Source organism: Paraburkholderia sp. UCT70, assembly GCF_050434085.1.
Lineage (GTDB): Bacteria > Pseudomonadota > Gammaproteobacteria > Burkholderiales > Burkholderiaceae > Paraburkholderia > Paraburkholderia tuberum.
Window position 1 is genome coordinate 200902 of sequence record NZ_JBNPVZ010000002.1, and the last position, 23892, is coordinate 224793.

Below are 23892 nucleotides of genomic sequence, written 5' to 3' on the forward strand. Positions count from 1 at the left end.
CTACCGTGGGGAGATGGATTAATTCCCGGCGAGGGGGAAAGCCGTGGCGGGACGGGGTGCGCGGCGCCGGTGAACACACCCGCGCCGCGCTCAGGTCTGGGCGAGCGGATTGCCGCTGCGCGAATCCCAGAAACGGATCACCGCCGTATCGCCGGTGCCCGCGCCGACCACCTGGTCCGGCGTGCCGCACTCGCGCAGCAGCGCGCGCAAGTCGTTGATGACCGGGAACACCTCATGATTCCAGTCCGCTCCCTGCGAATCGTGGGCGCGCTGCTCCGCCTCGACGATCTCGCGATCCTCCTTGAAAATGCGCTCGGTGAACCACACCAGCAGCGGCCATGCGAGATTCATCACACCGGGAATGCCGGGCTTGCGGATCGACAGCAGCCCGAACGTTCGGTTGGTGCGCTGCTCACGGTCGAGCGGCACATAGACGATCCACAGGTCCATCACCAGAGTCTGCTCGTCGTTGCGGATTTGCAGGGTCTGGTATGGGTATTCGGTGCGGATCGTCATCACGTCTTTGTCGCCGGAGCCACCGGTCTTGCGCCTCTCGCCGAACACCATCGCCTCGCCTAGCGGCTGCTGCCCCTCCATGCGCGCAAACGTGTAGTCGACCTCGACCCAGCCCTCACCGCGTCGCCGCCCGAGCGAACGCGCGCGCATGCGCCCCATCTGGCGGCGATGCAGGAACTGATGATTCATGTCCATCAGGTTCTCGTGCATGAACGAATAATGACAGTTGACCGGACGGCCGAAGCGGCGCGTCTTGTACTTCGGGTCCGACACCGAGCGAAAGCCCGGCAACGGCCGCTCCTCCGCGAGCGCGGCGTCGCCGGGAAACACGAAGATCAGTCCCTCCACTTCCTGACACGGATACGAGCGCACACCGTTCGGTAGACGCTCGCGGCCGAGGTACGGCACGTCGATGCACTTGCCCGAGCAGTCGTAGGTCCAGCCGTGATAGCCGCAGCGAATCGATTCGCCGTCGACCACGCCCTGATGCAGCGGCACCTGCCGATGCGCGCAGCGATCTTCCAGCGAGAACACTTTGCCGCTCTCGGTGCGCGCGAGCACGATCGGATCGCCGGCGAAGGTCACGCCGAGCGTCTTGCCGCGCTTCACTTCATGCGACCACGCGAGTGGGTACCAGTAATCCGGATGAATGGCGACGCGGCGCAGATCGCGCACCGGCGCCTCGTGAGTGGCTTGAGCAGACGCGGCAGCGAGCGTTGCGCCTGCGGATTCCTGTTCCTGTTCGAGCGGGGGAACTGCATGCATAGGTCAAGCCTCCGTGCACCAGCTGATGGAAGGTTGCCGCGCTGCATGGCAGTGCGGCATCTTCACCAGTCTACTTGATGCAGCCGCCGCATGGCACTTTCGCCGGCATGCGCGATGCGTCGCAGCACACGTTGCGCAGCAGCGCGCATCAGGGTGAACGAGCTACCTTTACCACACCCGCCCTACAGAAACATTGACCTGCCCTTCGAGCTGCTCAATCCTCGTCGACCGCGACGAGCCCGGAGCGCCGTTGCACGCCCCACGCGCGGCCGCCGCGCAGAAAATGCAGCCAGCCGAGCGCGGCACCCAGATGACGCGCGAGCTGGAACGTGAACGGCTCCGCAACGGCCGCAAGCATCGCCATGCCGAGACTGTTGCCACTGCGCTCGCCGGTCCAGCGCCGGTAGAGATGAATGCTCCACAGGTAAAACGCCAGATCGATGGCCGTTTTCAGGCCGATCACGCTGAAGATCGACACGACGATCGCCCCGTGTCCGCCGAACAGAAAACCGAGTAGCAATGCGAATGCCGTGAGGCCGTAAATCGGCTGCATCGTGTCGACCGCCTTGACTGGCAGCATCAGCATGCCGAGCGTGCCGTAGCGCCGATTGCCGGTCATGTCGCGGTTCCAGTACTGGGTCTGCAGGAAACCCGCGAACCAGCGGCGGCGCTGGCGCAGAAAGCTTGCGAGGGTGTCGGGCGCATCGGTGCGCGCATGCGCTTCGCCGACCACGCGCACGTCCCAGCCGAGCTCGTGATCCACCGAATAGCGGCGCAGCCGGTGAATCAGTTCGTAATCCTCGACCAGACACTGCGGATCGAAGCCGCCGACCGCGACGAGCGCATCGCGCCGGAACGACGCGAATGCGCCCGAGATCAGCAGCAGGCTGTCCGCGCGCATCCACGCGAAACGCGCGATGAAGTTGCGCATGTACTCGTAGGTCTGGAACCACTGGAACACGCGGCCCGACAGCGACTTGCCACAGACCGGCACGAGAATGCCCGCTGCCGCGACGAGCGACGGCTCGCTCGCGAACGCGGCGCGCATCGCGTAGGTGGCGTCGTCGTCGAGCAGCGTGTCGGCGTCGACGGTCATCACGGTGTCGGTCGTCATCACGGTGATCGCGGCGTTCAGCGCGCGGGCCTTGCCGCCGTGCGGCACGCGCAGCCAGAACAGGTTCGGATGCAGCGAGCTCGGCGCGCTCAGCACGCCATCGGCGGCGGGCGTGAGGCCGAAGCGTTGCGTGAGCAGTTCGGCGGTGGCGTCGGTGGAGCCGTCGTCGGCGATCACGATCTGCGCGGGGCCGTGCGTTTGCCGCGCAGCAGCGCGGCGAGCGTGACCGGCAACACGGCCGCCTCGTTACGCGACGCGACGATGACACCCATGCCCGGCAACTCGCGCCGTTCGTGGTCGACTTCGAGCGGCGCCGCGCGGCGCGTGAGCGGCAACGACTTCCACGTGACGAACGCGAGCAGCAACGTGTCATATACGACATACGCAATACCGGTCGACCACGCGAGCGCGCCACGCAGAAAGAATGCTCGCGCGAACAGCAGTGCCCACAGCATGACGACGCTGGAATGGATCAGCGTGCTCGATAGCGTCGCGCGACGCGGCAGAATGCGCGGCGACGCGACAGCGAGTGCCTGTTCGAGAGTCTTCTTCAAGGCGAGTGTTTCAGGTTCAGCTGGGTTGCGGTTAGTTGGCGAAGCTGTGTTCGCGCGCCATCAAAAACACGCCGCGGCTTCACGGCGTCATGCGCTTCAACACCGATTTGCGATCGAGCCACTCATGCTTGAGCGCGCCGCCGATATGCATCGCCAGCAACGCATAGAGCGCATAACCGAGCCACGCATGCAGCGCGCCGAAGCGATCGTGCAACGTCTCTTTCAGTGTCGGGTCGAGATGCATCACATAGCCGAAGCGCGGCCATTGGAACAGGCCGAACCACTGCATCGGATGCGTGGCCGCGTCTTTCCACGCGGAATCGTGCAGCCAGCCGGACAGCGGCAACGCAATCATCAGCAAATACAGCGCGAAGTGCGCGAGGTGCGCGACAATCTTTTCCCACGACGGAAACTCGCGCGGCAACGGCGGCGGCTTGTGCGACACGCGCCACAGGATGCGCAGCAGCGCGAGCCCGAGCACCGTGATGCCGATCGATTTGTGTGTGTCGATCACCGGACGCACCCAGTCGTCGGGCAGCGAATCAGCGGACAGAGCGAGCACGACATTGACGCACATCAGCAACGCGATCAGCCAGTGCAGCGTCATCGCGGTGCGCGTATAGCGTGGCCGGCGAGAGGCATCGGTCGAATCGGTCAGGGAATTCGCTTGGGTGTTCATGGTTGTTCCGTTCGCGAGGGCGATGAATGCCGCGAAAGTTGTTTGAAAATCGACGCTACCGGTATCAGGCAAACGCCCAACTGTGCCGTTTTATTCCGCAAAGCGCTCAACCTGCGTGTTTCAGTTTGTTTCGGGCTTTGGATTGCGGGCACCGCCTCGTTTCACGCGACGCCGCGCCTCCTTGTCCCGCTCATCGCTCAACTGCCGCTCGCCCCACGCGCGCACCGCCTCGGCGAACAGACGCAGCGCGCTCGGCGGATGACGGTTGGCCGGGTAGTACAGGCACAAGCCCGCGAACGTCGGGCTCCACTCCGGCAGTAGTTGCACGAGCCGGCCGCTCGCGACATGTTCGGCTACATGGTCGAGCGGCACCCAGGCGATGCCGATCCCGGCCAACGCCGCTTCGACCATCAGGTTCAGATTGCCGAGCGTCATCGGCCCATCGACGTCGATGCTCACGCTCTTGCCGCGATGCGTGATGTCCCAGCGATACAGCGTGCCGCTTTCAAAGCGAAAGCGAATGCAACGGTGCAGCATCAGATCGTGCGGCGCCGTGGGCGCGGGATGACGCGCGAGATACTCGGGCGACGCCACCGCCGCGAGACGCATATCGCGCCCGAAGCGGATCGCGATCATGTCGCGCGGCACGTCTTCGAGCACGCGGATGCCCGCATCGAGTCCTTCGGCGACGATATCGACGAGCCTCGAATCGACCACGAACTCGACGTGAATCTCCGGATAGCGCGCGAAGAAATCCGGCAGCACGTGCTGCACGAGCTGTTTCGCGGACGCCTCCGAAGCGCTGATCCGGATCGTGCCCGACGGCCGGTTGCGCGCGGCCGTGACTTCCACCACCGCGTCGTCGAGGTCCGCGAGCGCCGGACGCACGCGTCGTAGCAATTGCTCGCCGGCTTCCGTCAAGGCGACCGAGCGCGTGGTGCGATTGAAAAGCCGCACGTCGAGCCGCGATTCCATGTTGCGCATCGCGTGACTCAACGCCGACGGCGACAGCCCGAGCACGCGCGCGGCCGCGCTGAAGCTGCGCTGCTCGGCGATCGTGATGAAGGCGGTCAGTTCGGCGAGGCCCGCGCGTGGCGGCCTGGAATTGGGCATTTGTGAATTCGATTCAATACCTCATGCAAGTATAGAGATATTGTTGAGTCACGCACAGCAACCTACACTCGCTTCCAGTGCCACGACCTGCGTGGCTCGTCCCGCATCCCAAGCGTCGTGGTCCCGGCAGCGGCCGGGGTTCGGCGCGTCAACTGGAGCATCGTATGCAAACACGTCAACTCGGCAAAAGCGGCCTTGAAGTATCCGCACTCGGCCTCGGATGCATGGGCCTGAGCTTCGGCTACGGCCCCGCTACGGAAAAATCGGCCGGCATCGAACTGATCCGCGCGGCCTTCGAGCACGGTGTCACGTTCTTCGATACCGCGGAAGCCTATGGCCCGTTCGTGAACGAGGAACTGGTCGGTGAGGCGATCGCGCCGTTTCGCGATCAGGTGGTGATCGCGACCAAGTTCGGCTTTCGTGACGGCGACACGAAAAAGGGGCTCGACAGCCGCCCGGAAAACATTCGCGCCGTCGCCGATGCCGCGCTCAAGCGCCTGAAAACCGACCGCATCGATCTGTTCTATCAGCATCGGGTTGATCCGAACGTGCCGATCGAAGATGTTGCCGGCGCGGTGAAAGATCTGATCGCCGCGGGCAAGGTCGGGCACTTGGGCCTGTCCGAAGCGAGCGTGGAGTCGATCCGCCGCGCGCACGCGGTGCAGCCCGTCGCGGCGCTGCAAAGCGAGTATTCGCTGTGGTGGCGCGAGCCCGAAGCAAGCGTGCTGCCGACCCTCGAAGAACTCGGCATCGGCTTCGTGCCGTTCAGCCCGCTCGGCAAAGGCTTTCTGACCGGCACGATCGACGAACGCACGACCTTCGACAAGAGCGATTTCCGCAATATCGTGCCGCGCTTCTCGGAAGAAAACCGCAAGGCCAATGCGGCGCTCGTCGACGTACTTGGCCGGATCGCGAACGGCAAAGGCACGACACGCGCGCAAATCGCACTCGCGTGGCTGCTCGCGCAAAAGCCGTGGATCGTGCCGATTCCCGGCACGACGAAGCTGCCGCGCCTCGAGGAGAACGTCGGCGCCGCGAGCGTCGTGCTGTCGCCGGCGGATCTCGCCGACATCGAAGCGGCGCTCGAGCAGATCAAGGTGACGGGCGAGCGCTATCCGGCGCAACTGCAGCAGTTCATCAACCGCTAGGCGATGCGCGGTCGCGGCGCCTTAGTCGTGAGACTTGCGCCGCCTTTTAGCTGGTGTTTTGGCCTATGTTCTGGCTGGCGTCCCGCAGATCAGCGCGGGACTCGCGGCAGCATCGAGTTCACCTTGCGCTTGCGCGCGTTCGAGCCGTCGCTCGAACGCGGTGTCGAACGTGACGAGGCCAGGCGCGATGTAGCGATCAAGCGTGTCCGATTTCTATCCGATCAATTCGCCAGCGCCCTTTTTAGCGCCTTCTGGTCACGTTCGAGCTGCATTCTCATGTGCCGCATGAACTGCCTCGCGGTTTCCGTGAGTGGGGTACCAGGGCGAAACACCAGCACTCCTGTGAACATTACCTCGATGTGTCGATCGGCTTCACGACGAGTCCCCGCTCTGCGAAGTCCAACGTCACGAGCGGATGAGCGATTCCTATACCGACTCCCGCGAGCGCCAGTTCGCAGATCGTGTGCGAATACGGCGTCTCGACGACCGGTTTGAGACGGATTTCGCGTGCCGTGAGTTGCGTGTCCAGGCGTAGCCTGGTGCTGTCTTCGGGATTCAACGCGATGAAAGGAAATTCAGGCAGGTCCGCAACAGCGATGACAGCACGCGTGGCCAAAGGATGATGTGAGTTCATCACTGCGACAGCCCGCATACGCGCGAACACCGAGTGTTCGAGGCCGGCCATCGACATCTCGTCGGACATCAGGCCGAAATCCACCTGTCCAGCCGAGACCTTCTCATGCACTTCGCGCGAACTCATCACCTGTAGCGAAATTTGCACGTTTCTGGACGGGGCATCGAACGCCGCAATGACACGTGGCAGAAAGCCTGTGCCCAGTGCCGGCAGAGAGGCGATCGCCATCCGGCCCAATCCGTAGGACCGCAAACTACGGATTCGATGCTCGATGACCTCAAATCCGCGAAAGTACTGGTCAACCTCACGCATCAGGGCGACGGCTTCCTGGGTGGGAACGAGCCGGCTGCGTATCCGCTCGAACAGGCCGAAGTCCGCCATGGTTTCCAGACGCCTGATGGCCTGACTGACAGCCGGTTGCGAAATGCCGAGCAGGGCCGCCGCCTTGCTCGTGCTTCCTGCGTTCATGACCGCCCTGAACACTTCAATATCCCTGATCCGCATAACCTAGACTTATTGGTCTAATTATTTCCGATGTTGATGCAATCCCGGGTGAAAGTAAACTTCGATCATCAATCCACCACGAGGCATCACCGGGAGCAAGATGACAAGCAATCCCCAGAAAGCGCCGCAGCCGTTCCGCAGCCTGTCCCCATCCGTCATACGGGCATCGACGGTTGTATTCGATTCTCTGGCCGAGTTTTCGCGCCGCAAGGAGCGGCAACCGGACGGTTACAGCTATGGCATCACCGGAACGCCAACGGCTCGTGAACTGGAGCACCGCATCGCCGAGCTCGAAGGTGGCGCGCATTGCGTGGTGACGCCTTCCGGTCAATCCGCGCTGATGACGACCGTGATGGGCTTCGTGCGCGGCGGCGATCACCTGCTGGTGTCCGCTGCCTGCTACGGCGCGCTCAAGACATTCGCGCATAAGTGGCTGGCACACTTCGACGTCGAGGTCGAACTGTATCCGCCGGCAATCGGGACTGCGATTCAAAAGTACATCAAGCCCAACACCCGCATGATCTGCATGGAGTCGCCGGGGACGGTGACGATGGAGATGCCCGACATTCCGGCGATCGTCGAAGTCGCGAAACGTCACGGCGTATTGACGATGATGGACAACACCTGGGCAAGCCCGCTCGCTTTCAAACCGCTCGAACATGGTGTGGATTTCAGCGTCGAAGCCGCAACGAAATTTTTTGGTGGTCATTCGGATCTACTGGTGGGCTGCATCAGCATGAACGACGCGGATTACTACGCGACCTTGCGCGAGACGCAGAGCGTTCTCGGCCAGCAGACCAGCCCTGATGACTGCTTCCTCGTCATGCGCGGCCTGCAAACCCTGAAGGTCCGCTTCGCCGCCCAGAGCGCCTCAACGCTGCAGATTGCGAGGGAACTCGAACGTCACCCGGAAGTGAGCAAGGTGCTGTTCCCGGCACTGCAGTCCGATGCCGGTCATGCCATCTGGAAGCGGGATTTTGCGAGCAGCGGGTGTCTCTTCTCCCTGATCCTCCAGCCCGCGGCGGAGGACGCGTTCAACGCATTCTTCGATACGCTCCAGTATTTCCCCATCGGGGCGAGCTGGGGAGGCGTGCATAGCCTCGCTGCCTACTACCCGGCCCCGTTGCAGGCCGAGCGTGCGTTCCCGCTTACCGACCAGCCTATCGTGCGCCTTTCGATCGGGTTGGAGGACCCGGCGATGCTGCTTGCGGATCTGAATGCCGGTCTTGACGCATTCGGACGCGCCCGAGCAACCGCCGCGTAGATTTTTCAATTCAATTTACCTGGATGAGTGAGTACGAGATGAAATCAATCAAGGGATGGGGACGCCTTGTCACGATAGCGAGTTTCGTGACGCTTTGCGCGGCATTCAGTTCACCCGCTACTGTGCAGGCAGCGGATCTTCTCGCGCAGATGAAGGCGAATGGCACATTGCGCGTGGCCAACACCCAGAGTAGTCCCCCATGGAGCATGCTTGACGAAAATAATCAACCTGTCGGCTATGACGTTGCAATTGCAAAGGAAGTCGGCAAGCGCATTGGCGTGCCGAACGTAGTATTCGTCGCCGATTCGTTCAAGAACTTCGTGGAAGGGTTGAAGACGGGCAAGTACGACCTTGTGATGAACGATCTCACACCTACACCTGAACGGCAACAACAGGTTGATTTCGGTGATCCATACGGCGTGGAGGATTTCCGCATTTTCGTACCTGCCGGCAACACAGACATTAAGGGCAAGGAAACCCTTAAAGGCAAGCGAGTGGGAGTGGTCACTGGCTCGAGCAATGAAACATGGGCACGAGCACACCTGCATGACTCCGACATCCGTTCGTACGATAACGGGGGACTCGTCTTCAGCGATCTGGGCAATGGACGCATCGACGCGGTGATCATTTCGCACTTCGGCGGCATGAAGTACGCCAACGTCAACCATTTACCGGTCAAGGAAGTGGGCGAACCCTTGATCTACCAGCTATCAGCGCCGGCGTTGATGAAAGACCAGCCCGCCCTGCTCACAGCGGTCGATAAGGCCATTGCAGAAATGATGGCTGACGGGACGATCGAGGCCATTGCCAGGAAGTGGGTCGGGCGGGATTACGATATGCCCGGCACGATCACCAAAGCGAAGGCGCACAAGGAGTAGTCATGATCGAGCTTTTCATGCGCTCGCTTCCGCTGTTAAAGAGTGCGGTGCTGATGACACTCTTTCTCGGTTTGTTGTCGTTTGTGCTCGGTTCGACGCTAGGGTTGCTGGTCGCCTTGGCTCGTATCTCCAGCATAGGTGCACTACGCGCGTTCGCATTCGCATATGTATCCATCTTCCGTGGCACGCCGCTGCTCGTGCAGATACTGCTGATCTATTTCGGTTTGCCCCGGTACGGTCTGACACTTGAACCGGTTCCCGCCGCGCTCCTCGCGCTCACGCTGTTTTCCCGGCCGCGTATCTGAGCGAGAACTTCCGTTCCGGCATCAACGCGGTGGACAAGGGCCAGTGGGAAGCTGCGATGTCGCTGGGCATGGGTTACTGGAAAGCCATGTCGCGGGTTATTCTTCCCCAAGGACTACGCATCGCCATTCCGCCTGTCGGCAGCCGCATGATTGCACTAATCAAAGATACATCCCTCGCTTCGACAATTACGGTGGTAGAACTGACCCGCGTCGCCGACCAGGTCGGCGCCTCCACCTTCCGCTACATGGAAATGTTCCTGATGGTCGGCCTGATCTACTGGGGCATCAACCAGATTCTCACGATAGTCCAGACCGTCCTCGAGAATCGCATTTCGAGGCGTTTTGTATGAATACTGATATCAGGTCGATTGAAGTCCGTGGACTTTCGAAGGCATTTGGCGACAACCAGGTCTTGCGCGGCGTCGATTTCAGCGTATCGAAAGGCGAGGTTGTCGTTGTAATGGGTCCCTCCGGGTCGGGCAAGACCACGCTGCTGCGCTCACTGAACTTCCTCGAGGTACCGGATGCCGGCAGCGTGACAGTATGCGGCATTGATGTCGAATGCAACGGTTTGTCAAAACCGTCACGCCAGAATCAGAAGAAGATCCGCGCGATCCGCCAGCGCACCGCGATGGTATTCCAGTCGTTCAACCTCTTTCCGCACAGGACAGCACTGGAAAACGTGATGGAAGGTCCGGTCAGCGTCAAGAGTGTCCCTCGTGCGCAAGCGTCGGAGCGCGCAATTCACCTGCTGACACGGGTTGGCCTGGCCGCAAAAGCCAACGAATATCCGGCACGGCTGTCCGGCGGTCAGAAGCAGCGCGTAGCGATCGCGCGGGCGCTCGCGATGGATCCAGAGGTCATCTTGTTCGACGAGCCCACGTCTGCTCTCGATCCAGCGCTGCGGGAGGATGTCCTGACCGTCATGCGCGACGTTGCCAAAGCGGGCATGACGATGCTGATCGTCACGCACGAAGTGCGGTTTGCGCGAGATGTAGCGGATCGGGTTGTTTTTATGGATGGCGGCGTGGTTGCCGAAGACACGACACCGCAAGCCTTCTTTGGTGAAGGCAGCAGTTCACGGGTAAGGCAGTTTCTGCATCTGATCGAGACCTGAGTATTGAGTACGCCGCGACACCGCCTTGAATCACGCGTAGGGCTTCCGTTGCAAAAGCGTTGGCGGAAGAGTTCGTGCTTTATCGCGAGGAGCAGGAGAGGCGGAAAGCGTCGGCGACGTAACACAGCCCGCTAGCTCAACCGCAAACTCCGCAATACGTCGAGCACATACTGAGTCGGACGCTCCACGGTACCCGCGCGAAAGGCCAGGCCCAGCTGTCGCCATAACGCAGGGCGCAGCGCACGTGTGACGATGCGCTCGTCGGCCGACGAGCGGCTCGGTTCCTGCGGCAGCAGCGCGGCGCCGTATCCCGCTGCAACGAGACTCTTGATCGCATCCGAGTAGTTGAGCTGGATGCGCGGCGTGGGGTGCTGCCCCGCCGCGCTGAACCATTCCGTCGTCAAACGCGAAAGCCGCGTGGTCGCGTCGTTCAGAATCAGCGGCTTCGCGGCGATCCATTGCGGCGTGATGCGAGCTGGACACGTCCACCCGGCCGGCATGAACGCGACCACCGGATCGCGGCGCCATGTTTCGATCGATAGCCCTCGTAGCGGCGCTTGCGGCAGCGCCACGATGCCCACGTCGAGCGACTCCTGGGCGAGTCGCGTCAGCGTTTCGTGCGAAGTCAGCACGGCGATTTGCACATCGATGCCGGGATGCCCGGCGGCCAGTCGTTCCAACGCCTGCGGCAGCAGATTCGCGATGGCCGCGGTGGAAGCGCCGAGCCGAACCCGTCCGCCGAGCCCTTCCACCTGTCGCCGCACGTCCTCCAGTGCCTGCTCGGCATTGGCCAGCATCTGACGCGCATAGGCCACCAGCGTCTCGCCGATCGCCGAGGCCCGCACCTGACCGCGTTTGCGCGACAACAGCGGCGCGCCGACGCGGCTTTCGAGATCCGCGATATGCAGACTGACCGTGGGCGGCGCGAGATGCAGAACGCGAGCGGCCTCGGCGAAAGAGCCGAGGTCGGCGACGACGACAAGGGTGCGCAGGCGGTCGAGACTGATTTTCTCTCATCGGAATGGGAATCGGAATGGCATTGGTCAGAAAAGCTGAATCACGCGGTCAGTAAACTCAACTTTTCCAATCTTACGTGCAGACGGAAGATGGTGGCGCTGGTTTTTTCAACGCTCACCATCGGGGCCATTGGCATGAACTCACCCTCAACCAGAAGTTGCGAGCCGCGGGAGGCTTCGCATCGGCTAGACGCAATATCGGACGACGCCAGGTCGTTACTGCTCGGGCTCGTCTTTACAGGCGTCGTGCTGGCTTTCGCCGTGATGGCGATGATCTGGACGGCGTCTCGCCCCCCGCTCAAAGGCAAGGACTGCTCCGGCCGCATCGCAAACGACGAGCATGCGAGCTTCGTCGCGTTCTTCCAGGACCCGGCAGACCAGGGCGCGTTGCTGCGCTCGATCGAGGACTGCGCGAAATGAGCCTCGTTGCGGCGGGATAGCGCGCTCGTCGGCCGCGCCATCCCACACCCCCGCCAGGGACTATCCCACTTCCTGCCATACCACGGGCACAATACCCGGCGATAATGCCGGGGGCATTCGCGCCTTTTCCGTTCGATATCCGAACGCACCGATGCCCGCGCCGCCAGTGTTCCCTTTCGATGCACCCATGAGCCACGCCACCGCCGACCACCCCGCTTCCGCCGACTCCGCCCCGAACTCGCCGCGCTTCCTGCTATTCCTGATCTGCCTGTTCGCGTCCGCCGGACAGCTCGCCATCGACATCTACGTGCCCGCGCTGCCCGCGATGGCGCGCTACTTCGGCACCTCGCCGCAGGCGATCCAGACCAGCGTCACCGGCTACATGGCCGCCTACGCGTTCGGTCAGCTGATCTTCGGTCCGATCGCCGACGCGTATGGCCGCAAGCGCGTGCTCGCGTTCGGTCTGACGGTCTACACGGTCGGCTGCCTGCTGTCGCTCGCGGCGCCCAATCTCGAGACGTTCATCCTCGCCCGCGCATTGCAGGGCTTCGGCATCGCGAGCACGAACCTGCTGGCGAAGGCGATCATCACCGATTCGTTCGCGGGTCAGGCCTTGCTGCATGCGTTCACGTACATGGCAATCGCGTGGGGGCTCGCGCCGATCGTCGCGCCGGTGATCGGCGCGCATTTGCAGACCGCGTTCGGCTGGCGCGCGTGCCTCGTGTTTTTGCTGATCTATTCGCTGGTGATGTGGGCGCTGCTATGGCGTTATCGCGAGACCTTGCCGAAGCCCGTCCATCTCGAACCGCGCACGCTGACCGCGAACGCGCGCAAAGTGCTCGCGAGCCCCGTGTTCCAGAGCTGCTTCCTCGCGCAGGGTCTGTGCTACAGCATCCTGCTCGTGTTCAACATCGTCGGGCCGTTCATGGTGCAGACCACGCTGCACAAGCCGCCGACCTTCTTCGGCTACCTCGCGCTCGGCATCGGCATGATGTACTTTCTTGGCGGTCTGTCGAATCGCCTGCACGGTCCGGGTCTGCCGAGCGCCGAGCAGCGGCTGCGCATCGGCGCACGGCTGATGGCGGCCGCGTCGCTTGCGATGCTGCTGCTCGCGCTGACGGTCGGTCTGCGCGTGTGGACGCTCGCGACGCCTGTGCTCGTGATGGGCTTCTGCGCCGGCGCGATGTATCCGACGCTGATGGCAAAGGGCAACTCGCTGTTCCCGCACATCGCGGGTCTGACGAGCGCGATTCTCGGCTGCGCGCTGCTGCTGGTGTCGTCGGCGATGATGGGGTTGGCCGGCTTCGTGTCGGTGCAGGTGCTCACACCGCTCGCGCTGTTCTTCGTGGTCCTCGCGTTCGTCGTCGTCGTGATGGTGACGAAGCTCCTGCGCCATCTTGAGCAGGTACAGCCTGCGGCCGCGGCGACCGCGAGCGGCAAGGCAGCGTGAGCCGGCACATGAGCTCGACCGAACGCCAGACCTTCATCTGTACACGCGCGGACCGATGAACGGCATGCGCGAGCACGCCTCCGCATCCGCTTCCACGCGGATCGATCCGACCATGTGGAAAGTCGCGGCGGTCGTGTCGATCGGCTCGTTCATGTCGCAGATGGACTCGACGCTGGTCAACGTGTCGCTGTCGGCGATCGGCCATACGCTCGATGCGTCGATCGCTACCGCGCAGTGGATCGTCAGCGGTTACCTGCTCGCGATGGCGTTGATGTTGCCGCTCAACGGCTGGCTGGTCGACCGCATCGGCGCGAAGCGGCTGTACCTGTTCTGCTTTTCGACGTTCACGATAGCGTCGATGCTGTGCGGCGCGGCGCAGACGATCGGCGAGCTGATCGGCGCGCGCATCTTCCAGGGCCTCGTTGCCGGTGTGCTCGTGCCGATGGCACAAATGATGATCGGACGCGTGGCCGGCAAGAACCTCGAGCGGGTGATGGGCTACACCGCGCTACCCATTCTGCTCAGTCCGATTCTCGGCCCGGTGCTGGCCGGCCTCGTGCTCGCGCACGCGAGCTGGCCCTGGCTGTTCTTCATCAATGTTCCGGTGGGCGCTTTCGGCGTCGCGATGGCGGTGTTGCTGCTGCCGCGCGATGCCGCCGAGTCGCAAAAGCGACCGTTCGATTTCACCGGCTTTGCGTTGATCTCCCCTGGGCTCGTCGCGCTTGTCTATGGACTTCAGGACGCGCCACGAGCGGTGGGCTTGGCGTGTCTGCTCGCGGGCGTCGCCTTTCTCGCCGGCTTCGTGCTGTACGCGGCGCGCAATGGCCATACCGCGCTGATCGACGTGCGCATGTTTGCGACACGTACGTTCTCGGTCGCCGCACTCGCGCAGTTCTTCGCGAACGGAATCATGTATGGACGGCAGCTCGCAGTGCCGCTTTTTCTGATCGCGGGCTGCGGTTTGTCGGCCGCGCACGCGGGCGGCCTGCTCGCGGCAACCGGCGTCGGCATGATGTGCTCGTTTCCGTTGCTCGGATGGTTGACCGAGCGGCTCGGCTGCCGCGCGCTCGCGGCGGGCGGCGCACTGCTGGCGTTTCTGAGCACGCTCGGGTTTCTGTGGCTGAGCGTTGATTCGTTCTCCGCCGGATGGGCCGCGGTCGGTCTGTTCTTTGCGGGCGTCGGTCAGGGGACGATCAGCGTGCCGTCGATCTCGGCCGCGTATTCGTCGATCGGGAGAGAAAGGCTGGCGGTTGCGAATACTGCGTTGAACATCGCGCAGAGAGTGGGCGGTCCGTTCGCGACGACGCTGCTTTCGATGGTGATAGCGTCGACGTTGCACGGTGTTTCGGGTGCACAGCCCGGCCGCTTTCTGCCGACGTTCGTGCTGCTGGCCGGCCTGCATTTATTGTGCTTCGCGGTGGCGATGTTTCTGCCGGTTCGCGTTCAGCGGGCGAAGAACGCCTGACCACGCATTCCCGCGCCCGTGCTTCACAGTAGCCGCAAGCCGCCGTCACACTCGATCACCGCCCCCGTCATAAACGTGTTCTCCAGCAGAAACTGCAGCGCGTGCGCGACATCGTCGGCCTGCCCGACGCGCCGCACCGGTAGCGTTTCGCTCTGCTGCCGAAACAGCTCACTCTTCACGCTCGCGGGAAATCTGTCCCACCACGGCGTATCGATAACACCCGGCGACACCGCGTTCACGCGCAGCGGCGCAAGCTCGCGCGCCAGCGTGCCGATCATGCTTTCGAGCGCGCCGTTGATCGCACCCAGACCCGCCGTGCCCGGATTCGCGATGCGCGCCGAAATCGCGGTCAGAAACGTCAGGCTGCCATCGCGACGCAGCGTGGGTAGCGCGGTCTGCGCGGCTTCGAGCTGCGGCCAGAACTTGGCCTCGAAGCCACGCCGCAGCGCGGCCAGATCCAGTTCGGCAAACGGCCCCGCGCCTTCGCCGCCCGACAGCGTCATCACCAGATGATCGATCCGGCCGAGCCCGCCGAAGAAGTGTCCGAGCGCCGCGCGATCGGCGCAATCGAGCGCCTCGCCTGTCACCTGTCCACCGATGCCAATCAGCGCATCGTCCAGTTTGGCGCGGTCGCGCCCCACCGCGACGACGCTCGCGCCAGCCGTCACGAGCCGCTTCACCAGCGCGAGCCCAATGCCCGACGAGCCACCTAGCACCACGACCTTCTGATTTTGCCAGTCCATGTCATTGCTCCTGAGTGTGAACGGAAGACCCCGTGGCAGTAGAATGCGCGGTGCGAGCCCATCACTCAAATCGTTTAATGTCATGGCCAACATCATTGAAAATGATTTTCGCCGCTTCGACCTGAACCTGCTGCTGACCTTCCGCGCGCTGCTGGAAGAGCGCAGCGTCACGCGTGCCGCGCAGCGGCTGTTTCTTGGGCAACCGGCCGTCAGCGGCGCGCTGAAGCGCTTGCGCGAGACGTTCGGCGACGAGTTGTTCGTGCGCACGCCGCAAGGCATGACGCCGACGCCCCGCGCGCTCGAACTCGCGCGGCAGATCGAGCCGTTCCTGCAATCGCTGCATCAGGCGCTCACGCAGCCGTCCGTCTTCGATCCAGCCCGCGCGCAGCGGGTGTTTCGCATCGGCCTCAGCGATTCGCTCGAACTGCTGCTGATGCCGGAGATCATTGCGCGCCTCGCCGACACCGCACCCGGCGTGAAGCTGATCGCGCGCTCCACAGATTCGACGCGCGCCGCCGCGATGCTCGACGATGGCGCGATCGAACTCGCGGTCGGCGTATTCCGCGAATGCGTGCCGTGGCAGCGACTCACGCCGCTGTTTTCATGGCGCTTCGTGAGCGTCTACAACCCCCAACTCGTCAGGACGCGCCGCAAGCATTTGTCGATGGACGAGTTTCTGCGCCACCGCCATGTGCTGACTTCGTTCAGCGCCGAGCTGCGCGGCTTCATCGATGAACGACTCGAGATGCAGGGACTGAAGCGCGACGTCGTGTTTTCGAGCTCGAACTTCGCGACCAGTCCGTTCATCGTGCAACGCACGGCGGCGATCGCGACGGTGCCGGAGTTCATCGGCCGCGTCTGGCGCGATACGCTCGGTCTCGCGCTGAGTCCGCTGCCATTCGAGGTGCCGGACTACGAGGTTTCGCTGATGTGGGCCGCGGCGCACGACCAGGACCCGGCGCTCGCGTGGTTGAAGCGCGAGTTCGCGGACGCGTTCGGCACGAGCGACGGCACTGCGCGTGCAGCGCCCTGACAGCGACGTGTGCTACGGTTCGGAAGCGTCACGTTTCGTTTCGCCGCTTCGCCGTCGCCCGTTCAAGCCAGGAGGAAATCCCGATGACTCACCACGTCGCAAAAGGCACCTTCATCGTCTCCCTTCAACCGATGCCGTTCGAAAACGCGGAGGCCGAATCGAAGCTCGGCCGCATGTCGATCGACAAGCAGATCTCCGGCGATCTCGCCGCGACCACTCAAGGGCAAATGCTGAGCGCGATGACGAACGTCAAAGGCTCGGCCGGCTATGTCGCGCTCGAACGGGTCACTGGCACGCTGGCGGGCAAGCAGGGCACGTTCGTGCTGCAGCATATCGGCGTGATGAATCGCGGCGCAGCGGCGCTGGCGGTGACGGTCGTGCCGGATTCAGGCACGGGCGAGCTGAGCGGCATTGAAGGCGAGTTCAAGATCGACATCGTCGACGGCGCGCATTCGTACGAGTTCGCTTATCGTCTGCCCGGCCACTGACATGCCGAACGCGTGCCGGCGGGATACGGCGCTCGACCCCGTACCCCGCTACCAGGCTTTCCAGTTCAAAACCTCAGCGCTCAATGCCCCGCAATCGTCACCGCTGCCGTCAACGCATTCGGATCGCGCGAAGAAGCCCCCGCGATCATCTGATAGACGCCGCCGTTGAGCTTCCACACGTGGTTGGTCGCGTCCCACGTCGACAGCAGCTTCGGCGCAATCGATAAGCTGACCTGCTGCGACTCCCCCGCCTGCAGCGCGACCTTTTGCCAGCCGACCAGACGCTTCGGCGGTTCGCCCAGACCGCTCGGCGACGCGGCATAAACTTCGGCGATTTCCGCGCCGGAGCGCGAGCCCGTATTCTTGACGATAAAGGTCACCTTCACGTTGCCAATCGCATCCACTTGCGCGTTGAGGCCCGAGTAGCTGTAGCTCGTGTAGGACAGCCCATAACCGAACGGGAACAGCGGCGCGATCTGCTTGCCGTCATACCAGCGATAACCCATGAAGAGCCCTTCGCTGTAGGTAACGGTGGTATCGGTGGCCGAGAACGTCGGTTGCGGGAGATCCGCGTCCTGCATCGGGAACGTGATCGGCAATTTGCCGGACGGGTTCACGGCGCCGAACAGCAGATCGGCAATCGCCTGGCCGCCCTGCACGCCCGGATACCACGCTTCGAGCACGCCGTGCACGTTGGATAGCCACGGCATCAGGACCGGGCTGCCGTTCTCGAGCACGACGATCACGCGCTTCGCTTGCGCCGCGACCGCGCTGATCAGCGCGTTCTGTTCGTAGCTCTGGTTATAGCTGTCAGTCGTATTGCTCGGCAGGCTCAGGCTCGGCAGATCCGCGCCCTCGCTTTCCCATTGCGTCGCGAACACGATCGCCACGTCCGCCTTCGCGGCGGCGGTCGCCGCTGTCGCCGCGTTCGTGCCGTCGACGAAGGTCACGCTCGCGTTCGGCGCCTTCGCCTGGATCGCGGCCAGCGGTGCCGACTTGTACCACGTCGCGCAGGTGCTCAACAGCGGCGACGGCGACACGCAACCGGACACCGCGTTGCCCGCGGCCGCCGGCACCGCGCCCGAGCCTCCGCCCGACAGCACGCCCGCATCCGCGTGACCGCCGATCACCACGATCGACGATAGCCCCACCGCGTTCAGCGGCAGCACCGGTTGCGAATCGCCGCTCGCCACCGCGTTCTTCAGCAAGACCGACGATTGCTGCGCGACCTGCAACGCGAGCGCATTGCCCGCGGTTTGATCGACGCTTCCTCCGGTGGTTGGCGGCGAATCGAAGACGCCATAGCGAATCATCGTGCGAAGCTTGCGCTGAACCATGTCGTTGAGTCGCGACATCGGCACGCTGCCGGCGTTGACCGCGCTCGTCAGCGCGGTGTTGAAATACGACGTCAGCGTAAAGCCCGGAATCGACGCTCCGCCGCCGAGATCGCCGGGCTCTTCTTCATCGAGGCCGGCCAGCGCCGAGGCGACGGTACTATGCGTGGCTGTCCAGTCCGACTGCACCACGCCCTTGAAGCCCCACTCGTTCTTCAACACGGTGGTCAGCAGATACGGGTTTTCGCACGAATAAACGCCGTTCACCAGGTTGTACGAACACATCACGTTGCCGGGCGTTCCCTGCGTGACGCCGAGTTCGAACGCGAGCAGTTCGGTTTCGCGCATCGTGCGTTCGTCGACGACCGAGTTGCTGGTCATGCGGTTCGTTTCCTGATCGTTCATCGCGTAGTGCTTGATCGTCGCGATGACGTTCTGCGCCTGCGTGCCGATCGTGCGCGCGGCGCTCAGCGTGCCGGTCAGTACCGGATCTTCGCCCATGTACTCGAAGGTGCGGCCATTGCGTGGTTCGCGCGCGAGATTGACGCCGCCACCGAGACCTTCGCCATAGCCGAGCACGCGCAGCTCGGTCGCGATACGCGCGCCGTATTGGTTCGCCAGCGTGGGGTCCCAGCTTGCCGCGAGCGCCACCGGCGCGGGCAGCGCCGTCGCGTTCGAGTTGACGACATTGACGCCGCCGGCCGAATCGGCCATTGCGAGGCCCGGAATGCCGAGCCGCGCGATGCCGGGAATGTAGCCGGCTCCGTTGACGCCGGCCGGATACGGACCGCCGAGTCCCGCGTTGGGGATGCCCACGCCGTGCACGAGCTGAATCTTTTCGGCGGTCGTCATCTTCTGGACGAGCGCGGCGGCACGCGCATCGGCGCGCGCATCGGGGTCGGACGGCAACGGCGGGTCACTGATGTTGCTGCCATTGCCGCAGGCGGCGAGTACCAGCGCGACACCGCAGGCGATGGCGCTTGCGGCAAAGGGTATCGTCAGCTTCCTTCTCATCATCTCGCTCCGTGTTGTCGTTGTCGGTCATGTGATTTGCATTGCGCAACGTTGTATCGACGCGCTACCGGCACGTGACGCGTCCTGTTACGCTAAGCGCTCGTGGTAATGCGCCGAAAGAAATTCTAGGGATGCGCCCGAAACGCGCTTGACCGATAGGTGCAGCACTTGACCGATGAAGAGTCAGGAAAACCCGCAGACAGGTTTCGACCGGAGGATGCAAAGTGGATTTGCGTCAGAAGTCCGTTTCAGCGCGCATCTATCGAGGGTTGCTCGACGCGGCGGAGCGCGAGGGGCTCGATCGCACCAAAGTGGCCCACGATATCGGCATCGACGAGGCCGACATCGCCGCGGCCGAGGCGCGAGTGCCGGGCGACAAGCACGTCGCAATGCTCCAGCTTGCGGAAAGCTGCCTGATGCGCGGCGCGCCCGAGGGCGACGTGCTCGATGGTCTGCTGTATTTCCCCGAGCTTGCGGGCGTGCTCTGCAATAGACCGACGCTGCGCGATGCATTGCGCAATTACGTCACGTACCGCGACCTGATCGGTAATGTCGACTGGCTCGTCATGCAGGAGCACGGCGACGAAGTCGCATTCGAATACGTGACGGAAGGCGAAGGGCGCAACGCATCGAGCGCGCTCGGCAACTTCGCGCTGATAGCGGGTGTGGCAAAGCTCTACGACGTGCGACTGCGCGTGCGGGACGCGGGTATCACCGATGCGCGGCTCGGTGCGATCGCGGCGCTGAGCGGGACGTTGGGCGTGCGCGTTCAACTCGATCAGACGTGCAATCGGATGTTGTTGCAGTCGTCCGCGCTGGATCGCGCGTTCGAGGTCTACAACGCGCCGCTCGCGAAGATTCACATGCATGCCGCGTATGGAATCTTGCAGCGGATTCGCGAGCAGGGCCGCTTTTCTCCGACGGTCGAGCGATGTCTGCGTGACGTGCTGCGCGAGCACGCGGATGCGATCGAGCCGAAGAGCCTGCAGACGATCGTCTGCGAGCGGCTGTCGCTGACGCGCTGGACCTTGCAACGCAAGCTCGCGGCGGAGTGCAAAACCTTCAGCGACGTGCTGATGCAAATGCGTATCGACGAAGCACGCATGCTGCTCGCGCATACACCGATGTCGATCAGCGAGATTAGCGAACGGGTCGGCTTTGCCTCGACGACGGCGTTTACGCGGTTTTTTACGCGTGCATGTGGGGCGCCGCCGGCGCGGTATCGGGGGCGATGCCGGGTGTGATCGTCCTATGATGAGCATCGATCAGGACATGACTCGACTGTTCGGTGTCGTGGGGGCGATCGTTTCGCTAGTCGCGTTTCTGCCTTATGGCCTTGCGATCTGGTGCGGCACCGTACGCCCGCATCTGTTCACGTGGCTAATCTGGTCGGTCGTCACGGCGATCGCCTAGGTTCTGACGGCCGCTGCGACCTGTATCACCGCACGGACTATCGGGGAGCGTCCAGCAAGGCCCACGTCGACGCCTTCTTGCGGGCCCCACTGTCGGATCTTGCGCCGACACGCGGGGATAGTATGGCGCGCCACAATGCGCTGAGTTTCATCCAGTTTCACCGGCTTAGTACGGCCGCCGATGACTTGGCGAGCGTGCTTAAAGATGTAGTGCGTTCCGGCGAGGTGATCGCCGTCATCGAGCCGCCCCGCGCAGAGCTGCCACCGGAAGTAGCTGACGCGAAGAAGCCGGGAACGGTTGATCAGCTATGGGCCGAGCTCGATGGTCGGATAAAGGACCAGCCTGAGGCGCTGCAGGACAAGCTGCGGGCAGTTTTCTCCGACCGTGTGCTGGCCCTTTACCAGCGCGAGGTGGTGCGCGAACAGGCGGCTTACATCGCCGAGGCAGTGGCCGGACGCGAACAGGCCGCCAAAGACGCGCGGCACTCGCTGGCCGAGCACGACGAGGCCCGCCCGTCAGCATTGCGGCGTCTCGTCAGTGACAAGTGGGAGCAGGAGCGCAGAGCGCTCGCGATCGAGGCAGATCGGGCGGACGCTGCGCTCGGGGCGATTTGCAAGCGGGCCGAGGCGTACGGCACGGGCGACACCGCCTGGGTCACGAGTCTGCCGTTCCCGAACACGGTCGCCCAGGAGCGCGTGCAGGCCCGACAGCCCGAACTGGCGAGGGCAGCAGTCAAGGCTCAACGACAGGTCAACGAACAGGCCAGTGCCGCGCAGTCTCGTCAGTTCGAACAGCAGCGTCAGCGGGACCGGGGCCGGGATCACGACGAGCCCGAACGCTAGGGCTGAATGGGCTTCTGCGTAGCGCTCATGTACTGCTTGATTTCTGACGTTCCAAAGGCGATCAGGTTAAGCATCGCAACGCCGAGGCGCCTCGCAAACTCACTCGTCCAGCTCGAGTTTCAGCACATATCCCGAAAACATAGCCTTCCGATGATCTGCTAGGTTTACGCCGTCACACGGATAGAGACCATCGTATGCCCTGGAACACGCTAGAAATTCCGCTGGAGTGCAGCTGGCAGTGCACGCTGCATGCCGCCAGCCAGAATCACAGAATGGCGCGAGAACGGCGCAGCAGCCTGTTTTGGGATCGAGATAGCAGCCGCTCGCGAGGCTGGTCGTCGTTCATGAGGGACGACAGGCGGGACGAAGAAGAAGACGCGCGCAGGCAGCTTGAACAGGACCGGAAAGACTTCGATCGGTATTTCCGGCCACGCTGGGATCTGCGAACGATCACGGGCGGTCAGGCTCTACGCGAAATCCAGACCTATGTCAGGGATGCGCTGGGTCTCGCGCACTGGAACCTGCCGACCGACAACGCGAGTATCGAGCGCGTTCTCAGGCGGGCGGTGAAAGATGGGCAGCTCGTCCCGGTGGTCCACCGTGACCGGCGTTCCGCGCTGGGGCGTGTGTACAGCCCCACCCCTGCACCGCTGCGCTGGCCGTCATCAGGGGGTGGAGGTGGAACCTACTGGAGCCGCTCACCCAATCTGTTCCCGCCCGGCATCCCGTCATTCAACGGCGAGCCTGTCCTGTCAGGCCCGTACGATCCGGCCACGTGGGAATCGCGACTGGTCGCCGCGCGCGCTGCGATGGGCGGCAGTAGCAGCGGCGGTGCCCTGCTTGGGGTAGTCGAGGCCGTGGTCGGTGCACTTGTCGGCGGCAACGCGGACATGGGCGAAGGTGACGGTGTGGCCGAGGGGTTCGCTGAATCGGCCGAGGGTACATCGACGCCGTTCAGCGGTGCGCATCCGTTCGAGTACGGCGACGACGCTGTGTCCGGTGATTCCTTCGATCTTGCGGGCAACCTGACGCCTAACAAGGGCGCGGCCGGCAGCTGGTACACGAACCCCGGCAGCGGCCAAATGCGGATGTACGGGCAAGACGGTTTTCCAGTCGTTGATTTTGATTTCGACCACGACCACGGGCAAGGCATCCCGCATGCCCACAACTGGGAGGACGCGGGCGGCCCCTTTCCCATTCGTGGGCCGGGGGTGCGGGTTTCGCCGCTACCCTAAAAACTGCCCCAGTCGACCATCCTGCAAGCGATCACACCCTTTCCTACCTTTGCCACTCATGAAAACCAGACATAGCTATCACGACGCCGAGCTGGTCGGCTGCGCATACTCGCGCACGGATTCCTCTCTGCTGCTCAGTTTCGAATGCGCAGACGGCGCTGTGCCGAAACTATTGTTCTCCGGAGTCTCGGCCGTACGTATCAACGATTTCTGCCAGCAGAATGTAGTGTCGCGCCTGCTCATTTCGCCGTCGCATGCGTTCGCGCCCGATCAGATTCGCGCCTATGTAAATTGGGCAAACAGCCAGCACGACTATCGCGCAGCGATGACGGACGAGAAGGCGCAGACAATCGATGCAGCCATTGCTGCAAAAAAGTCCATCCTGTTCGTACTGGAGCCGTCCGTCGGTGCGGAAGTCGTCGCGGTGTGCCACGGGATTCAGGAGAGTGATTGACCTCCCTCGCGTCGCGAGAGGGCGGCGCTGCTTCGAACCGGGGAAATCCCGCTTCTAAAGATCAAGCGCGCCGCCGGCCGGGTCCGAAACCGCTTCGATGCCGACATCACGCAGCATGACGAGCAACAAATGCAGACCTAACCGGCAGCCCATGGCCGCATGGCGCGCCTATGTCCTTGCCGCCACCCTTTTATCGTTGATCGCTATCGGCGCGATTCTGGCCGAGGGGTGGGCATCGCTGGGCGAGTGTCGATAGCGCGTCATCTATACAGGAAGGGCCCGCCGGAGCGATCCGCGCGGGCTTTTTGCTTTGTCGGAAGCGATGGCACACAAGATGGTATACAGCAGCGCCCCTGACATACACCTCAAGACCCAAGCTGGATAAGGACTTTGG

At 63.3% G+C, this 23892-nt stretch carries 23 protein-coding genes and 2 pseudogenes; 16 read left to right on the forward strand and 9 right to left on the reverse strand.

Annotation, left to right across the window (positions count from 1 at the left end; genetic code table 11):
* Positions 1–90 precede the first annotated feature (90 nt).
* From OKW41_RS03200 to OKW41_RS03215, 4 genes and pseudogenes are all read right to left on the reverse strand, one after another.
* Positions 91–1281, reverse strand: a complete 1191-nt coding sequence (locus OKW41_RS03200) for a Rieske 2Fe-2S domain-containing protein (RefSeq protein ID WP_429571562.1) — start codon at positions 1279–1281, stop codon at positions 91–93.
* A gap of 214 nt (positions 1282–1495) precedes the next feature.
* Positions 1496–2949, reverse strand: a pseudogene (locus tag OKW41_RS03205) (glycosyltransferase family 2 protein).
* A gap of 79 nt (positions 2950–3028) precedes the next feature.
* Positions 3029–3628: a cytochrome b gene (locus OKW41_RS03210; RefSeq protein WP_429571563.1), complete on the reverse strand. Its 600-nt coding sequence runs from the start codon at positions 3626–3628 to the stop codon at positions 3029–3031.
* Positions 3629–3748: 120 nt separating this feature from the next.
* A complete protein-coding gene (locus tag OKW41_RS03215) occupies positions 3749–4741 on the reverse strand; it encodes a LysR substrate-binding domain-containing protein (RefSeq protein WP_429571564.1) in 993 nt (330 codons plus the stop codon).
* A gap of 164 nt (positions 4742–4905) precedes the next feature.
* Here OKW41_RS03215 and OKW41_RS03220 point away from each other — a divergent pair, with 164 nt between their 5' ends.
* Entirely contained in the window at positions 4906–5889 is a 984-nt protein-coding gene (locus OKW41_RS03220) for an aldo/keto reductase (protein ID WP_429571565.1), read from the forward strand.
* A 349-nt stretch (positions 5890–6238) separates the two neighbouring features.
* Here the strand turns inward: OKW41_RS03220 and OKW41_RS03225 are convergent, their stop codons facing one another.
* Together OKW41_RS03225 and OKW41_RS03230 are read right to left on the reverse strand one after the other, a co-directional pair.
* Positions 6239–6904 (reverse strand): LysR substrate-binding domain-containing protein, encoded by a 666-nt coding sequence (locus OKW41_RS03225; protein ID WP_429573339.1) that lies wholly within the window; start codon positions 6902–6904, stop codon positions 6239–6241.
* Positions 6905–7027: pseudogene (locus OKW41_RS03230) on the reverse strand (LysR family transcriptional regulator); the annotation flags it as partial.
* 100 nt (positions 7028–7127) lie between these two features.
* Between OKW41_RS03230 and metC the strand changes: the two are divergent.
* The 5 genes from metC to OKW41_RS03255 are packed head-to-tail and all read left to right on the forward strand — an operon-like array spanning position 7128 to position 10591.
* Positions 7128–8291: a cystathionine beta-lyase gene (gene metC / locus OKW41_RS03235; RefSeq protein WP_429571566.1), complete on the forward strand. Its 1164-nt coding sequence runs from the start codon at positions 7128–7130 to the stop codon at positions 8289–8291.
* Between the two features lie 38 nt (positions 8292–8329).
* A complete protein-coding gene (locus OKW41_RS03240; protein WP_429571567.1) occupies positions 8330–9169 on the forward strand; it encodes an ABC transporter substrate-binding protein in 840 nt (279 codons plus the stop codon).
* A 2-nt stretch (positions 9170–9171) separates the two neighbouring features.
* The gene (locus tag OKW41_RS03245; protein WP_429571568.1) at positions 9172–9474 is read left to right on the forward strand and encodes an ABC transporter permease subunit; all 303 of its coding nucleotides are present in this window, start codon (positions 9172–9174) and stop codon (positions 9472–9474) included.
* A gap of 29 nt (positions 9475–9503) precedes the next feature.
* Positions 9504–9824 carry an ABC transporter permease subunit gene (locus OKW41_RS03250; protein WP_429571569.1) on the forward strand — a complete coding sequence of 107 codons (321 nt, stop codon included), beginning with the start codon at positions 9504–9506 and terminating at the stop codon, positions 9822–9824.
* Complete coding sequence (locus tag OKW41_RS03255) at positions 9821–10591, forward strand: amino acid ABC transporter ATP-binding protein (RefSeq protein ID WP_429571570.1); 771 nt, start codon at positions 9821–9823, stop codon at positions 10589–10591. Before OKW41_RS03250 ends, OKW41_RS03255 begins: the two co-directional genes overlap by 4 nt.
* Positions 10592–10722: 131 nt before the next feature.
* Here the strand turns inward: OKW41_RS03255 and OKW41_RS03260 are convergent, their stop codons facing one another.
* Complete coding sequence (locus tag OKW41_RS03260) at positions 10723–11598, reverse strand: LysR family transcriptional regulator (RefSeq protein ID WP_429573340.1); 876 nt, start codon at positions 11596–11598, stop codon at positions 10723–10725.
* On the opposite strand from OKW41_RS03260, the gene OKW41_RS03265 reads away from it, so the two are divergent.
* The 3 genes from OKW41_RS03265 to OKW41_RS03275 all read left to right on the forward strand — a co-directional run bounded on the left by OKW41_RS03265 (position 11521) and on the right by OKW41_RS03275 (position 14942).
* Positions 11521–12027 carry a hypothetical protein gene (locus OKW41_RS03265; RefSeq protein WP_429571571.1) on the forward strand — a complete coding sequence of 169 codons (507 nt, stop codon included), beginning with the start codon at positions 11521–11523 and terminating at the stop codon, positions 12025–12027. The genes OKW41_RS03260 and OKW41_RS03265 overlap by 78 nt on opposite strands.
* Positions 12028–12214: 187 nt before the next feature.
* Positions 12215–13477, forward strand: coding sequence for a multidrug effflux MFS transporter (locus tag OKW41_RS03270; RefSeq protein ID WP_429571572.1), 1263 nt, complete (start codon positions 12215–12217; stop codon positions 13475–13477).
* 55 nt (positions 13478–13532) lie between these two features.
* Positions 13533–14942 carry a DHA2 family efflux MFS transporter permease subunit gene (locus tag OKW41_RS03275; RefSeq protein ID WP_429571573.1) on the forward strand — a complete coding sequence of 470 codons (1410 nt, stop codon included), beginning with the start codon at positions 13533–13535 and terminating at the stop codon, positions 14940–14942.
* Positions 14943–14965: 23 nt separating this feature from the next.
* Here the strand turns inward: OKW41_RS03275 and OKW41_RS03280 are convergent, their stop codons facing one another.
* Complete coding sequence (locus OKW41_RS03280) at positions 14966–15685, reverse strand: SDR family oxidoreductase (protein ID WP_429444648.1); 720 nt, start codon at positions 15683–15685, stop codon at positions 14966–14968.
* A gap of 82 nt (positions 15686–15767) precedes the next feature.
* On the opposite strand from OKW41_RS03280, the gene OKW41_RS03285 reads away from it, so the two are divergent.
* On the forward strand, positions 15768–16718 hold the full coding sequence (locus tag OKW41_RS03285) for a LysR family transcriptional regulator (RefSeq protein WP_429571574.1): 951 nt from the start codon (positions 15768–15770) through the stop codon (positions 16716–16718).
* Positions 16719–16801: 83 nt separating this feature from the next.
* On the forward strand, positions 16802–17206 hold the full coding sequence (locus OKW41_RS03290) for a DUF3224 domain-containing protein (protein ID WP_429571575.1): 405 nt from the start codon (positions 16802–16804) through the stop codon (positions 17204–17206).
* Between the two features lie 80 nt (positions 17207–17286).
* Here OKW41_RS03290 and OKW41_RS03295 read toward each other — a convergent pair whose 3' ends face one another.
* Positions 17287–19554 carry a beta-glucosidase gene (locus OKW41_RS03295; protein WP_429573341.1) on the reverse strand — a complete coding sequence of 756 codons (2268 nt, stop codon included), beginning with the start codon at positions 19552–19554 and terminating at the stop codon, positions 17287–17289.
* A 224-nt stretch (positions 19555–19778) separates the two neighbouring features.
* On the opposite strand from OKW41_RS03295, the gene OKW41_RS03300 reads away from it, so the two are divergent.
* From OKW41_RS03300 to OKW41_RS03320, 5 genes are all read left to right on the forward strand, one after another.
* Positions 19779–20798, forward strand: a complete 1020-nt coding sequence (locus tag OKW41_RS03300; RefSeq protein WP_429571576.1) for a helix-turn-helix domain-containing protein — start codon at positions 19779–19781, stop codon at positions 20796–20798.
* 28 nt (positions 20799–20826) lie between these two features.
* Positions 20827–20967: a hypothetical protein gene (locus OKW41_RS03305; RefSeq protein ID WP_429573436.1), complete on the forward strand. Its 141-nt coding sequence runs from the start codon at positions 20827–20829 to the stop codon at positions 20965–20967.
* A gap of 122 nt (positions 20968–21089) precedes the next feature.
* Complete coding sequence (locus tag OKW41_RS03310) at positions 21090–21809, forward strand: hypothetical protein (protein WP_429571577.1); 720 nt, start codon at positions 21090–21092, stop codon at positions 21807–21809.
* Positions 21810–22003: 194 nt separating this feature from the next.
* On the forward strand, positions 22004–23044 hold the full coding sequence (locus OKW41_RS03315; protein WP_429571578.1) for a hypothetical protein: 1041 nt from the start codon (positions 22004–22006) through the stop codon (positions 23042–23044).
* A gap of 226 nt (positions 23045–23270) precedes the next feature.
* A complete protein-coding gene (locus OKW41_RS03320) occupies positions 23271–23498 on the forward strand; it encodes a hypothetical protein (protein WP_429571579.1) in 228 nt (75 codons plus the stop codon).
* Positions 23499–23892: the final 394 nt, after the last annotated feature.

Excerpts from the sequence above, each read along its gene's own strand:
- OKW41_RS03200 (WP_429571562.1), bottom strand. The coding sequence starts at position 1,281 with ATGCATGCAGTTCCCCCGCTCGAACAGGAACAGGAATCCGCAGGCGCA.
- OKW41_RS03210 (WP_429571563.1), bottom strand. The coding sequence starts at position 3,628 with ATGAACACCCAAGCGAATTCCCTGACCGATTCGACCGATGCCTCTCGC.
- OKW41_RS03215 (WP_429571564.1), bottom strand. The coding sequence starts at position 4,741 with ATGCCCAATTCCAGGCCGCCACGCGCGGGCCTCGCCGAACTGACCGCC.
- OKW41_RS03220 (WP_429571565.1), top strand. The coding sequence starts at position 4,906 with ATGCAAACACGTCAACTCGGCAAAAGCGGCCTTGAAGTATCCGCACTC.
- OKW41_RS03225 (WP_429573339.1), bottom strand. The coding sequence starts at position 6,904 with ATGGCGGACTTCGGCCTGTTCGAGCGGATACGCAGCCGGCTCGTTCCC.
- metC (WP_429571566.1), top strand. The coding sequence starts at position 7,128 with ATGACAAGCAATCCCCAGAAAGCGCCGCAGCCGTTCCGCAGCCTGTCC.
- OKW41_RS03240 (WP_429571567.1), top strand. The coding sequence starts at position 8,330 with ATGAAATCAATCAAGGGATGGGGACGCCTTGTCACGATAGCGAGTTTC.
- OKW41_RS03245 (WP_429571568.1), top strand. The coding sequence starts at position 9,172 with ATGATCGAGCTTTTCATGCGCTCGCTTCCGCTGTTAAAGAGTGCGGTG.
- OKW41_RS03255 (WP_429571570.1), top strand. The coding sequence starts at position 9,821 with ATGAATACTGATATCAGGTCGATTGAAGTCCGTGGACTTTCGAAGGCA.
- OKW41_RS03265 (WP_429571571.1), top strand. The coding sequence starts at position 11,521 with ATGCAGAACGCGAGCGGCCTCGGCGAAAGAGCCGAGGTCGGCGACGAC.
- OKW41_RS03270 (WP_429571572.1), top strand. The coding sequence starts at position 12,215 with ATGAGCCACGCCACCGCCGACCACCCCGCTTCCGCCGACTCCGCCCCG.
- OKW41_RS03275 (WP_429571573.1), top strand. The coding sequence starts at position 13,533 with ATGAACGGCATGCGCGAGCACGCCTCCGCATCCGCTTCCACGCGGATC.
- OKW41_RS03280 (WP_429444648.1), bottom strand. The coding sequence starts at position 15,685 with ATGGACTGGCAAAATCAGAAGGTCGTGGTGCTAGGTGGCTCGTCGGGC.
- OKW41_RS03285 (WP_429571574.1), top strand. The coding sequence starts at position 15,768 with ATGGCCAACATCATTGAAAATGATTTTCGCCGCTTCGACCTGAACCTG.
- OKW41_RS03290 (WP_429571575.1), top strand. The coding sequence starts at position 16,802 with ATGACTCACCACGTCGCAAAAGGCACCTTCATCGTCTCCCTTCAACCG.
- OKW41_RS03295 (WP_429573341.1), bottom strand. The coding sequence starts at position 19,554 with ATGAGAAGGAAGCTGACGATACCCTTTGCCGCAAGCGCCATCGCCTGC.
- OKW41_RS03305 (WP_429573436.1), top strand. The coding sequence starts at position 20,827 with ATGACTCGACTGTTCGGTGTCGTGGGGGCGATCGTTTCGCTAGTCGCG.
- OKW41_RS03310 (WP_429571577.1), top strand. The coding sequence starts at position 21,090 with ATGGCGCGCCACAATGCGCTGAGTTTCATCCAGTTTCACCGGCTTAGT.
- OKW41_RS03315 (WP_429571578.1), top strand. The coding sequence starts at position 22,004 with ATGCCCTGGAACACGCTAGAAATTCCGCTGGAGTGCAGCTGGCAGTGC.